The sequence below is a fragment of the Streptomyces sp. genome (assembly GCF_035644915.1).
Lineage (GTDB): Bacteria > Actinomycetota > Actinomycetes > Streptomycetales > Streptomycetaceae > Streptomyces.
Genome location: NZ_DASQNP010000071.1, coordinates 1 through 12786, shown reverse-complemented (window position 1 = coordinate 12786; position 12786 = coordinate 1). Strand labels below are relative to the sequence as shown.

The window sequence follows — 12786 nt, the reverse complement described above, 5'->3', positions numbered from 1 at the left end:
GGACGATAGCAGGAGTTCGAACGCGTCTTTATCCCAGCCCTACACATCACGACTTCGGCCCCTGAACGGTGGGCTTCCCTTCCGGGGACGACTCGGGCTCCACGTACAGGATCTTGGCCTTCAGGTGCGCACGGGCCTGGGCCGCGATCCACACCAGAGTGGCCGCGAGCAGGGAGAGGCCGAACGCGGTGGTGTCGAACAGCGTGGTGTCCTGGAAAACCGCGAGCACGACGGCGAGCAGCAGGATCTGTGCCAGGTACAGCAGCAGGCCCATGGCCTGGAACAGTTGGGGGAAGGACTTGGCGACCCACTGGAGCACGCCGAGTCCGCTCCCCATGAAGAGGATGACGACGACCGCCCCGAAAGCCGCGCCGATCGCACCCTCGCCACCGGCCAGCGCACCACTGACACCCGCGGCCACCACACCGGCGGCGGCGGTCGGGACGGCGCAGCTCAGCAGCATGCGAACGTCATTCGACTGCATGGGGAGGCTCCGATTTCGGGGGCGTCTTGTCGTCGCTGACGAGCGTATCCCCGGCGATCGAGGATCCAGGACCTCGCCCGTGTGAGAGCCGCCGCACTACGGCTCTTCCGATGGGCACCGGGTTCTCGTGAACGGTATCACAAACTATTTGATGAGGTCTTTACCTAGTTCGTGTGCCGACCATCACACGCACGGGGTAATTCCCGGGGCGCTGTGCTGACGGCACCCCGGTGACCTGCTATGAACGGCTGTCGACCTTGTGGCGCGCCAGGCGTTCGTACTCCCGCAGCGCGGTCGCGCCACTGGGCTTCCGCGGGGCCGGCCCGGGCCTCCGCTCCGCCCCCTCCGGCCCTGCGTCCTGGTCCGTGCCCTGGTCCGTGTCCCGGTCCGCGGGCTCCGGCCGGATCCGGTAGCGCGGGGGCACCAGCGCCTGCGCCCAGCGCGGCACCCGCGGGGTGAACCGCGGCATCAGCAGGATCACCAGCCCCACCGCGCTCAGCAGCACGATGGTCAGCACGATCACCAGGCTGGAGGACCGCACCGAGAAGGCGACCGCGCCGAAGGCGATCAGCGCCGACCAGAAGTACATGATCAGGACGGCGCGGCTGTGCGAGTGGCCGATCTCCAGCAGCCGGTGGTGGAGGTGGCCGCGGTCGGCCGCGAACGGCGACTGGCCCCGCCAGGTGCGCCGTACGATCGCCAGCACCAGGTCGGCGATCGGCACCGCCAGCACCGACAGCGGCAGCAGCAGCACGGGCATGTAGACCGGCACCATCGTCTGGACCGTGGTCTTGACCGAGCCGGTGCTGTCGGTGATGACGTCCGGGTCGACCTGGCCGGTGACGGACACCGCCCCGGCGGCCAGCACCAGCCCGATGAGCATCGACCCCGAGTCGCCCATGAAGATCCGCGCGGGGTGCATGTTGTGCGGCAGGAAGCCCAGGCACATGCCCATCAGGACGGCCGCGAAGAGCGTCGCGGGCGCGGCGGCCTCGATGCCGTAGCCGTACCAGATCCGGTAGGCGTACATGAAGAACGCCACGGCGGCGATGCAGACCATGCCGGAGGCCAGGCCGTCCAGGCCGTCCACGAAGTTGACCGCGTTGATGGTGACGACGACCAGCGCGACCGTCAGCAGGGTGCCCTGCAGGGGGGTCAGCGCGACGTTGCCCACGCCCGGCACGGGCAGCCACAGCACCGTCAGGCCCTGCCACACCATCACGCCCGCGGCGATCATCTGGCCGCCGAGCTTGACCAGCGCGTCCACGCCCCACTTGTCGTCCAGGACGCCCAGCAGCCAGATGAGCCCGGCGCCGGCCAGCAGCGCGCGGGGCTCGTCGGAGAGCCGGAACACGTCGCCCACGTTGGTGAGCTGGGAGGCCACCAGCAGGCCCGCGCACAGCCCGCCGAACATGGCGATGCCGCCGAGCCGCGGCGTCGGTTCGCGGTGCACGTCGCGCGCCCGGATCTCGGGCATCGCGCCCGCCGCGATGGCGAACTTCCGCACCGGCCCGGTGAGGAGATAGGTGACCGCCGCCGTGACGCACAGCGTCAGCAGGTATTCACGCACGGATTCCCCAGAACTCTCGCAGGCTTCCCAGGCTCACCCCTGAGACACCACACCTTAGACAACGGTCCGCGGTGAACGGTTGCGCACCGCCCCCCGTGGCCGTCCTCCCGCCGTCGGTCCGGGGCTTCCGCCTAGGTGCGCGCCGGAACGCCCGTCAGGGCCGTGACCACCGGTTCGAGGGCCGCGTGGATCTCCTCGCCCACGCTGCGGAAGTACGTGATGGGCGCGCCGTAGGGGTCGTACACCTCGTCGGCCTCCGCGCTGGGCGCCAGCAGCCAGCCGCGCAGCGCCGCGGCGGCCCGCACCAGGGCGCGGGCCCGCTCGACCACGCCGCCGTCCGGGTCGGGCTCGGGCAGGGTGGCGGGGTCGATGGCCCGCACCAGCCGGGTGAACTCCTTGAGCGTGAAGGTGCGCAGCCCCGCGGAGTGCCCCATGGAGATCACCTGCGCCCGGTGGTCCCGGGTCGCGGTCAGCACCAGGTCGGCGCGTATGACGTGCTCGTCCAGCAGCTCGCGGCCGGTGAAGCCGGACGGGTCCGCCCCGTACTCGTGCAGCACCGCCGCCGCGTGCTCCTCCATCGGCGCGCCCTCGTGGCCCCACGTCCCCGCGCTCTCCACGACCAGCCCGCCGGCCCGCTCGTCGCCGAGGCGTTCCACCAGGGCGTGCCGGGTCAGCCGCTCGGTGATCGGGGAGCGGCAGACGTTGCCGGTGGAGACGTGGAGGATGCGGAAGACCGGTATGCCACGCCCTTCGGACGGCGTCAACTGGCGACCTCGAGGCCGGGTACCACCTTGCGCAGCTCCTCCACACCGAGCGCGCCGGCGCGCAGCAGCCGGGGCACCGGGCCGGTGACGTCGACGATCGAGGAGGGCACCGAGTCCGGGGTGGGGCCGCCGTCGAGGTAGACGGCGACGGAGTCGCCCAGCATCTCCTGGGCGGCGTCGCAGTCCTGCGGGGCCGGGTGGCCGGTGAGGTTGGCGGACGACACCGCCATCGGGCCGACGTCGGTCAGCAGCTCGATCGCCACCGGGTGCAGCGGCATCCGGACGGCGACGGTCCCCTGCGTCTCGCCCAGGTCCCAGGTCAGCGAGGGCTGGTGCCGGGCGACCAGGGTGAGCGCCCCCGGCCAGAAGGCGTCCACCAGTTCCCAGGCCTGCTCGGAGAAGTCGGTGACCAGACCGTGGAGGGTGTTCGGGGAACCGATCAGGACGGGCGAGGGCATGCCGCGCCCGCGCCCCTTGGCCGCCAGCAGATCGGCGACGGCCTCCTGGCTGAAGGCGTCGGCGCCGATGCCGTAGACCGTGTCCGTGGGCAGCACGACGAGTTCGCCGCGGCGGACGGCCGAGGCGGCCTCGCGCAGGCCGGTCGCGCGGTCGGTCGCGTCGGAGCAGTCGTAACGCCGTGCCATTTACGGCACCTCCCTGCGGGCTGTGGCAAAACGGGGCCGGTTGTTGAGGTCGGGGTGGTCCGCGGCATCCGCCCAGCCGCGGTCCTCGGTGAAGATCCAGGGGACTTGGCCGCCCTGGGTGTCGGCGTGCTCGACGACCACCAGGCCGCCGGGACGCAGCAGCCGGTGCGCGGTGCGCTCGATGCCGCGGATGACGTCCAGGCCGTCCTCCCCGGAGAACAGCGCGACCTGCGGATCGTGGTCGCGGGCCTCGGGGGCGACGTGCTCCCACTCGGTGAGCGGGATGTAGGGGGGGTTGGAGATGACGAGGTCGACCTGGCCGTCCAGCTCGGGCAGGGCGGTCAGCGCGTCGCCGTGGTGGAGGACGACCCGGGAGCCCTCGACGTTCTTGCGGGCCCACTCCAGCGCCCCCTCGTCCAGCTCCACGGCGTGCACGCGCGAGCGCGGCACCTCCTGGGCCATCGCCAGGGCGATGGCGCCGGAGCCGGTGCACAGGTCGACGATCAGCGGTTCGGCGACGTCCATGGCGCGCACGGCGTCTATCGCCCAGCCGACGACGGACTCGGTCTCGGGACGGGGCACGAACACCCCGGGGCCCACCTGGAGCTCCAGGTAGCGGAAGAAGGCGCGGCCGGTGATGTGCTGGAGCGGCTCACGGGCCTCGCGCCGGGCGACCGCCTCCCAGTAGCGGGCGTCGAAGTCGGCGTCCGCGACCAGGTGCAGCTCCCCGCGCCTGACCCCGTGGACGTACGCCGCCAGCTCCTCCGCGTCGAAGCGCGGGGAGGGCACTCCGGCGTCGGCGAGCCGCTGGGTGGCCTGGGCCACCTCGGCGAGCAGTACGTTCACGTTTCCTCGTCCTCCACCCGTCCCGTACGAGCCTGTGCGGGCCTGCCGGCCCGCGGCGCGGTTACTGTGCGGCGGCGAGCTTGGCCGCGGCGTCGGCGTCCACGCAGGCCTGGATCACCGCGTCCAGGTCGCCGTCCAGCACCTGGTCCAAGTTGTACGCCTTGAAGCCCACCCGGTGGTCCGAGATCCGGTTCTCCGGGTAGTTGTAGGTGCGGATGCGCTCCGACCTGTCCACGGTACGCACCTGGCTGCGCCGCGCGTCCGAGGCCTCCCGCTCCGCCTCCTCCTGGGCCGCCGCGAGCAGCCGGGCGCGCAGGATGCGCAGCGCCTGCTCCTTGTTCTGGAGCTGGCTCTTCTCGTTCTGGCAGGAGACCACGATGCCGGTGGGCAGGTGGGTGATGCGGACCGCGGAGTCGGTGGTGTTCACGGACTGGCCGCCGGGCCCGGAGGAGCGGTAGACGTCGATCCGCAGGTCGTTCGGGTTGATCTCGACCTCGACCTCCTCGGCCTCGGGGAGGACGAGGACGCCGGCCGCGGAGGTGTGGATGCGGCCCTGGGACTCGGTGGCGGGCACCCGCTGGACGCGGTGGACGCCGCCCTCGTACTTCAGCCGGGCCCAGACGCCCTGGCCGGGCTCCGCGGCGCCGCCCCTGCTCTTCACGGCGACCTGGACGTCCTTGTAGCCGCCGAGGTCGGACTCGTTGGCCTCCAGGATCTCGGTCTTCCAGTTCCGCCGCTCGGCGTAGCGCAGGTACATGCGCAGCAGGTCGCCGGCGAAGAGCGCGGACTCCTCGCCGCCCTCACCCGCCTTGATCTCCAGGATGACGTCCTTGTCGTCGCTGGGGTCGCGCGGGACGAGCAGCAGCCGCAGCCGCTCGGTCAGTTCCTCGCGCTGGGCCTCCAGCTCCCTGACCTCGGCCGCGAAGTCCGGGTCGTCGGCGGCCAGCTCGCGGGCCGTGGCGATGTCGTCCCCGGTGCGCTTCCAGGCCCGGTAGGTGTCCACGATGGGGGTCAGCTCGGCGTACCGCTTGTTGAGCCGGCGCGCGTGGGCCTGGTCCGTGTGGATGGCGGGGTCGGCGAGCTGTTTTTCGAGGTCGGCGTGCTCGCCGATCAGTTCCTCGACCGCCTCGAACATCGTTGAAGTCCTTATGTGTGGGGTGGTGGCCTGCCGGGACGGCAAAACGCCGGCCCGGCCGCCCGGGGGGACGGCCGAGGACCGGCGTTGGAGGTCGCTACTTCTTGTTCCTCGACCCGGCGTTCTTGCCGAAGCGGGCCTCGAAGCGGGCCACGCGGCCACCGGTGTCGAGGATCTTCTGCTTGCCCGTGTAGAACGGGTGGCACTCGGAGCACACGTCCGCGCGGATGGTGCCGTTGGTGACGGTGCTACGGGTGGTGAAGGAGTTGCCGCAGGTGCAGCTCACCTGGGTCTCCACGTACTCCGGGTGGATGTCGCGCTTCAAGGTATCTCCTAGGTTTCGGGAGGGCACCGGGTCGCACCGGCTCCTCGCGCCCGATGGCGGGCGGGAAGGATCGCTGCCTGCGCGTGAACCGGGACCGACGCACCAGTTTGCCATCACCGGGCGCGCCTCCCCAAACCAGGGGGCGGCGGAGGTTATTCCGCGGCGGCCGTCCCCTCCGCCGCGGACGCCGGAACGGGCTCGTCCGCCCTGAGCGCCCGCCAGATCCGCTCGGCCCGGCTCCTGACCGGCACCACCCGGTTGGGGTCGGCGGAGGAGTAGCGCACCGGCAGGGTGACCGTCCGGACGTCCCGGGGGTCGACGTCCCGCAGGGCCTTGGCCAGGCCGGCCAGGCGGGGGGCCGAGGCGAGGGCGGAGTCGGTGGTGAGGGCGGAGCTGGCGGTGTCGAGGAGGCCGTAGAACCGCTTGGGGTCGGAGAACACCCCCACGTTCCGCACCCGCTCGGCGAACGCCCGCACGAACGCGTGCTGGAGCCTTATGCGCCCCAGGTCGCTGCCGTTGCCGACGCTCTTGCGGGTGCGGACCAGGGCCAGGGCCCGCTCCCCGTCCAGGGTGTGCCGCCCGGCGGGGAGGTGCAGGTGGCTGTCCTCGTCGTCGATCGGCTCGGTGGTGGTGACCGGCACGCCGCCGAGCCGGTCGACCACCTCCTTGAAGCCGGTGAAGTCGATCTCGACGTAGTGGTCCATGCGGATGCCGGTCATCGACTCGACCGTCTTCACCGCGCAGGCGGGGCCGCCGGTCTCGTACGCCTCGTTGAACATCGCGCGCCGCGCGGCGGGCGCCGTGCCGCCCCCGGGCTTGTCGCACTCGGGCCGCTCGACGAGGGTGTCGCGGGGGATGGAGACGACGCTGACCCGGTCGTGCGCCTTGTTGACGTGCACGATCATCGCGGTGTCGGAGCGCGCGGTGCCGTCGTCGCGGCCGTACCGGCGGTTGTCGCCGGAGCGGCTGTCGGAGCCGAGGAGGAGGATGTCCAGCGAGCCGTCGGGGACGTCCGCGGGCCGGTCGGGCCCCAGGGCGGAGTCGATGTCGACGCCCGCGACGTTGCCGTCGATCCTCAGGTAGACGAGCCCGAGCCCGGCCCCGGCCAGCACGAGCGCGCCGACCGTGCCCCAGACGGCGGCGTGCAGCGCCGTGCGGCGCCGCGCGCGGGGGGCCGGGCCCTCCCCCGGCGCCTCTCCTCCGGTGGTGTCGTCGTCCGCCATCTGCGCTCCCTCTCCACCGCGACGGCGTACCCGCATCGGCCCGGATCACTCCGCGTCCGCGTCCGCGTCCTCCGGGCTCCGGTGGACCGCGCCCCCGTACGCGCGGCGAGGGCCGCCCCACCGTGCGTGGTGGGGCGGCCCTCGCCGCATTGCCTCCGGACGGGCCCGGACGGGCTCAGTCGCCGTTGCCCGGCGCCGGGGTCGTCTTCTGGATCTGCATCAGGAACTCGGCGTTGGACTTCGTCTGCTTCATCTTGTCCAGCAGCAGCTCGATGGCCTGCTGCTGGTCCAGCGCGTGCAGGACGCGCCGCAGCTTCCAGACGATGCCCAGCTCCTCGGCGCCCAGCAGGATCTCCTCCTTGCGGGTGCCGGACGCGTCGACGTCCACCGCCGGGAAGATGCGCTTCTCGGCGAGCTTCCGGTCGAGCTTGAGCTCCATGTTGCCGGTGCCCTTGAACTCCTCGAAGATCACCTCGTCCATCCGCGAGCCGGTCTCGACCAGCGCGGCGGCGAGGATCGTCAGGGAGCCGCCGTCCTCGATGTTCCGCGCGGCGCCGAAGAACTTCTTCGGCGGGTAGAGCGCGGTGGAGTCGACACCACCGGACAGGATGCGGCCCGACGCCGGGGCTGCCAGGTTGTACGCGCGGCCCAGGCGGGTGATGTTGTCCAGCAGCACCACCACGTCGTGGCCGAGCTCCACCAGCCGCTTGGCCCGCTCGATGGCCAGCTCGGCGATGGTGGTGTGGTCCTCGGCGGGGCGGTCGAAGGTCGAGGAGATGACCTCGCCCTTGACCGACCGCTGCATGTCGGTGACCTCCTCCGGCCGCTCGTCCACGAGCACGACCATCAGGTGGCACTCGGGGTTGTTGCGGGTGATGGAGTTGGCGATCGACTGCAGGACCGTGGTCTTGCCCGCCTTCGGCGGGGCCACGATCAGACCGCGCTGGCCCTTGCCGATGGGCGCGACCAGGTCGATGATCCGCGAGGTGAGGTGCCCCGGCTCGGTCTCCAGCCGCAGCCGCTCCTGCGGGTACAGCGGGGTCAGCTTGTTGAACTCGGGGCGGTTCCTGCCGCTCTCGGGCGACATGCCGTTGACCGAGTCCAGGCGGACCAGCGCGTTGAACTTCTCGCGCCGCTCGCCCTCGCGCGGCTGGCGGACCGCACCGGTGATGTGGTCGCCCTTGCGCAGGCCGTTCTTGCGCACCTGGGCGAGGGAGACGTACACGTCGTTCGGGCCCGGCAGGTAGCCGGAGGTGCGGACGAACGCGTAGTTGTCGAGGATGTCCAGGATTCCGGCGACCGGGATCAGGACGTCGTCCTCGGAGATCTGCGGCTCGGCGGCGTAGTCGTCGCGGCCGCGGCGTCCGCGGCGGTCGCGGTAGCGGCCCCGGCGTCCGCGGCGCCCGCCCTCGAAGTCGTCGTCGCGGCCGTCACGGCTGTCGCGGCTGTCACGGCTGTCGCGGCCGTCACGGCTGTCGCGGTTCTGGCGGTTGCCGCCGTCCTGGTTGTTCTGCTGGCCGCCACCGCCGCCGTCGTTCTTGTTGCGGCGGTCGCGCTGGCGTCCCTTGGCCTGGCCCTGGGCCTGGCGGTCGCCCTTGTCCTGCTTGTTCTCCTGCTTGTCCTGCTTGCCGTCGGCGCCCTTGCCGCCGTCGCCGCGCTGCTCGGCGGGCCTGTCCTCGCCGTCCGCGGCGGCCGGGGTCTCGGCGGGCCGGGCGTCGCCCTTGCCGCGGCGACGGCGCTCACCGGCGGGCTCGTCGCTGCCCGGCTGGCCGGGGATGTCGATCTGCTGCTGCGCGGCGTCGCCGGCGGGCTCGGTGCTCTCGCCCGTGCGCGCCTTGGAGGTCGCGCGGCGCCGCGGCTTGGTCTCGGCGGCGGGGGCGGCCTGGGCCTCGGTGCCCGCGTTCCCGGAACCGCCGGCGTTCGCGGCGTTCTCGGCCTGCTTGGCCCGGATGGTCTCGATGAGCTGGCTCTTGCGCATCCGCGCCGTGCCCCTGATGCCGAGGCCGGAGGCGACCTGCTGCAGTTCGGCTAGAACCATGCCCTCAAGGCCCGTGCCGGAGCGGCGACGCCTGGGGGCGGTACCGGATGCGGGCGCGGCAGGAGCGTCCGTGGCGGGCGCGGCGGCTTCGGCGGTGTCCACGCCCATCAGATCGGTGGTATCGCTCACGAAGGGTCCTTCCCTGGAGCGGGCGTCGGCCTGTCTGGCTCGGCGACCGGTTGTGCTGTCCGGCGGCGGTCCTTTTTCCGACCGGGCCGGGGCGGTGGTTTCCGCCTGGATGTACGGCGGAGGAATCAATACGGGGGTGGCGTGAGGGGATGACGTGCGTCAATCACGCCGTTCCGGAGCGAGCTCGTACTGCTCGGCAGGCTGCTCAGGCAGTTCAGGAGGCTCCCGGAAGAAGGGGTGTTCCCTTATGGGAATGTACCCACGGGATCACGGAGAGCACCGCGCCACCTTCGGGACGTCCCTGGAGGCTGCGAGTGCAGACTTGAGGTTAACACTACCGGACCCAACAAACATTCCCCCTCTCCGAGACCGGCATTCGTGTCACTGGCCCGTGGTGGCCAGCGGCAGCACGCTGGCGCCCGCGGCGTCGAGGGTCAGCCGGTTGGCCGCCCATCCGTCGCCCGCGAGCCGCGCGACCTTGTCGGCCGCGCCGTCCTCGACCAGCGCGAGCACCGTGGGGCCCGCGCCGGAGATGACCGCGGGCACCCCGTCGGCGCGCAGTCGGTGCACCAGGTCCACGCTCTCCTCCATCGCCGGGGCGCGGTACTCCTGGTGGAGCCGGTCCTCGGTGGCCGGGAGCAGCAGGTCGGGGCGGCGGGTGAGCGCCTCGACGAGCAGGGCCGCCCGGCCGGCGTTCACGGCGGCGTCCACGTGCGGAACGGTGCGGGGCAGCAGTCCGCGGGCGGTCTCGGTGAGCACCGGCCGGTCGGGTACGAAGACCACCGGGACGACGGACGGGTGCGGCTCCATCCTGATCGCCCGGGTGGCCCCGCCGTCCGTCCAGGCGAGGGTGAAGCCGCCCAGCAGGCAGGCCGCGACGTTGTCGGGGTGTCCCTCGATCTCCGTCGCCAGCTCCAGCATGGCGATGTCGTCCAGCTTCTCGGCGCCGCCGGTGGTCACCGCGCGGGCGGCCATGATGCCCGCGCAGATGGCGGCCGAGGAGGAGCCCAGGCCGCGGCCGTGCGGGATGCGGTTGGCGCAGACGACCTCCAGGCCCCGCGGCTGGCCGCCCAGCAGGTCGAAGGCCGCCCGCATGGAGCGCACGAGCAGGTGGCTCTCGTCGCGGGGCAGGGTGTCGGCGCCCTCGCCGGCGATGTCGATGTGCAGTCCGGAGTCGGCGACGCGGACCACGACGTCGTCGTACAGGCCCAGGGCCAGGCCGAGGGCGTCGTAGCCGGGGCCGAGGTTGGCGCTGGTGGCGGGGGTGCGCACCCGGACGGCGGCGGCGCGGAACGCGGGACCGGCCATCGCTCGATGACTCTCCTTGTGTGACTGTGCTGGTCGGAGTTGGTCGGGATCAGTCAGATTTGGTCAGATTTGATCGAATCTGGTCGGATGCTGCCTGGTGCGGGTCGAAGGCGCACGGCGTCACGCGCCGTGCGGGAACCGCGGCCGAGAGCCGGACCGGTCCACTGACCTCTGGCACATGCCGTACGCCAGGTCGGGACGTGTACCCAGCCTATCGAAGGACGGTTCGGTGGCGACATAGGGCGTACAGGAGGCGCACGATGCGTGTCGCGCGCCGCTGTGCGCCCCCCTATACCGGTACCCGTACCGGACACGCCCGCATTCCCGGGGCCGCGTGCGCCCCGTCCCTCACGCCAGTCCCAGGCGCTCGGCCGCGGCCGCCGCGTCGACCGGGACGACGACGGGCTGCGGCGCGCCCTCCACGGCCCAGTTCGGGTCCTTCAGGCCGTTGCCCGTGACGGTGCAGACGATCCTCTGGCCCGGATCGACCTTCCCCTCCTCGGCCGCCTTGAGCAGACCGGCGACGGAGGCGGCCGAGGCCGGCTCGACGAAGACGCCCTCCTGCGCGGCCAGGAGCCGGTAGGCGGCCAGGATCTGGCGGTCCGTCACCTCGTCGATGAGCCCGCCGGACTCGTCGCGGGCCCGCTCGGCGGCCTCCCAGGAGGCCGGGTTGCCGATGCGGATGGCGGTGGCGATGGTGCGCGGGTCCTTGACCGGCTCGCCCCGGACGATGGGCGCCGAACCGGACGCCTGGAAGCCCCACATCCGCGGCGTGCGGGAGGCGTGGGCGCCGTCGCCGGCGGACGCGTCGGCGTACTCCCGGTAGCCCTTCCAGTAGGCGGTGATGTTCCCGGCGTTGCCGACCGGCAGGACATGGATGTCGGGGGCGTCGCCGAGCATGTCGACGACCTCGAACGCCGCGGTCTTCTGGCCCTCGATCCGCACCGGGTTGACCGAATTGACCAGCGCCACCGGGTAGTTGTCCGACAGCCCGCGCGCCAGCGTGAGGCAGTCGTCGAAGTTGCCGTCGACCTGGAGGATGCGGGCACCGTGCACCAGCGCCTGCCCCATCTTGCCCAGCGCGATCTTCCCCTGCGGCACCAGGACGGCGCACACCATCCCGGCCCGCACCGCGTAGGCGGCGGCCGAGGCGGAGGTGTTGCCGGTGGAGGCGCAGATGACCGCCTGTGCGCCCTCCTGCTTCGCGCGGCTGATGGCCATCGTCATCCCGCGGTCCTTGAAGGAGCCGGTGGGGTTGGCGCCCTCGACCTTCAGGTGGACCTCGCAGCCGGTGCGCTCGGAGAGCACCTGTGCGGGCACGAGCGGCGTACCGCCCTCGCGGAGGGTCACGACCGGGGTGTCGTCGGTGACCGGGAGCCGGTCGCGGTACTCCTCGATGATGCCCCGCCACTGGCGGGTGCCGGACATTCGAGGGCTGGTGGTGGCGGTGGTCATCTCTCTCATTCCCCTTCGACCCGCATGATGCTCGCGACGCCGCGTACGGTGTCCAGTCTGCGCAGCGCCTCGACGGTCGCCGACAGGGCGGCGTCCGGCGCCCGGTGGGTGACCACGACCAGCGACGCGTCGCCGTCGGGGCCGCCCTTGCCCTGCTGGCGCACGGTGTCGATGGAGACTCCGTGCTCGGCGAAGACGGTGGCGCACTGGGCGAGGACACCCGGTTTGTCCGCGACGTCCAGGCTGATGTGGTAGCGGGTGATCACTTCGCCCATCGGGCTCACGGGGAGCTGGGCGTAGGCGGACTCCCCCGGTCCCCGCGAGCCGCTGAGCTTGTTGCGGCAGGCGGCGACCAGGTCGCCCAGGACCGCGGACGCGGTCGGCGCGCCCCCCGCGCCGGGACCGTAGAACATCAGCCGCCCGGCGGCCTCGGCCTCGACGAAGACCGCGTTGTACGCCTCGCGGACGGAGGCCAGCGGGTGGCTGAGCGGGATCATCGCCGGGTGGACGCGAGCGGTGACGGACCGCCCGTCGGCGGAACGCTCGCAGATGGCCAGCAGTTTGACCGTGCAGCCCATGCGCCGCGCGGAGGCTATGTCCGCGGCGGTGACCTCGGTCAGCCCCTCGCGGTGCACGTCGTCCAGGCGGACGCGGGTGTGGAAGGCGATCCCGGCCAGGATGGCGGCCTTGGCGGCGGCGTCGAAGCCCTCGACGTCGGCGGTCGGGTCGGCCTCGGCGTAGCCCAGCGCGGTCGCCTCGTCGAGCGCCTCGGCGAAGCCGGCACCGGTCTCGTCCATGCGCGTCAGCACGAAGTTGGTGGTGCCGTTGACGATGCCCAGGATGCGGTTGACCTTGTCGCCCGCCA

Annotated in this window: 12 protein-coding genes; all 12 read right to left on the bottom strand. The window is 72.3% G+C overall.

Annotated elements, in window-relative coordinates:
* Positions 1–46: 46 nt before the first annotated feature.
* Positions 47–484, bottom strand: coding sequence for a hypothetical protein (locus tag VE546_RS07880; RefSeq protein WP_324920027.1), 438 nt, complete (start codon positions 482–484; stop codon positions 47–49).
* A gap of 238 nt (positions 485–722) precedes the next feature.
* On the bottom strand, positions 723–2054 hold the full coding sequence (locus tag VE546_RS07875) for an MraY family glycosyltransferase (RefSeq protein WP_324920025.1): 1332 nt from the start codon (positions 2052–2054) through the stop codon (positions 723–725).
* A 131-nt stretch (positions 2055–2185) separates the two neighbouring features.
* Positions 2186–2818 carry a protein-tyrosine-phosphatase gene (locus VE546_RS07870; RefSeq protein ID WP_324920024.1) on the bottom strand — a complete coding sequence of 211 codons (633 nt, stop codon included), beginning with the start codon at positions 2816–2818 and terminating at the stop codon, positions 2186–2188.
* Positions 2815–3462 (bottom strand): L-threonylcarbamoyladenylate synthase, encoded by a 648-nt coding sequence (locus tag VE546_RS07865; protein WP_324920022.1) that lies wholly within the window; start codon positions 3460–3462, stop codon positions 2815–2817. Before VE546_RS07865 ends, VE546_RS07870 begins: the two co-directional genes overlap by 4 nt.
* A complete protein-coding gene (prmC, locus tag VE546_RS07860; RefSeq protein ID WP_324920020.1) occupies positions 3463–4308 on the bottom strand; it encodes a peptide chain release factor N(5)-glutamine methyltransferase in 846 nt (281 codons plus the stop codon).
* Between the two features lie 61 nt (positions 4309–4369).
* Positions 4370–5443 carry a peptide chain release factor 1 gene (gene prfA, locus VE546_RS07855; protein ID WP_324920018.1) on the bottom strand — a complete coding sequence of 358 codons (1074 nt, stop codon included), beginning with the start codon at positions 5441–5443 and terminating at the stop codon, positions 4370–4372.
* Positions 5444–5540: 97 nt separating this feature from the next.
* The gene (gene rpmE, locus VE546_RS07850; RefSeq protein WP_324920016.1) at positions 5541–5768 is read right to left on the bottom strand and encodes a 50S ribosomal protein L31; all 228 of its coding nucleotides are present in this window, start codon (positions 5766–5768) and stop codon (positions 5541–5543) included.
* Positions 5769–5920: 152 nt separating this feature from the next.
* Positions 5921–6991 (bottom strand): LCP family protein, encoded by a 1071-nt coding sequence (locus VE546_RS07845; RefSeq protein ID WP_324920014.1) that lies wholly within the window; start codon positions 6989–6991, stop codon positions 5921–5923.
* 175 nt (positions 6992–7166) lie between these two features.
* Positions 7167–9158, bottom strand: coding sequence for a transcription termination factor Rho (gene rho, locus VE546_RS07840; protein WP_324920012.1), 1992 nt, complete (start codon positions 9156–9158; stop codon positions 7167–7169).
* Between the two features lie 381 nt (positions 9159–9539).
* Positions 9540–10466 carry a homoserine kinase gene (gene thrB / locus VE546_RS07835; RefSeq protein ID WP_324920010.1) on the bottom strand — a complete coding sequence of 309 codons (927 nt, stop codon included), beginning with the start codon at positions 10464–10466 and terminating at the stop codon, positions 9540–9542.
* A 348-nt stretch (positions 10467–10814) separates the two neighbouring features.
* Complete coding sequence (gene thrC, locus VE546_RS07830; RefSeq protein ID WP_414720428.1) at positions 10815–11894, bottom strand: threonine synthase; 1080 nt, start codon at positions 11892–11894, stop codon at positions 10815–10817.
* 32 nt (positions 11895–11926) lie between these two features.
* Positions 11927–12786, bottom strand: an 860-nt coding sequence (locus VE546_RS07825; RefSeq protein WP_324920005.1) for a homoserine dehydrogenase, incomplete at its 5' end; no start/stop codon positions are given.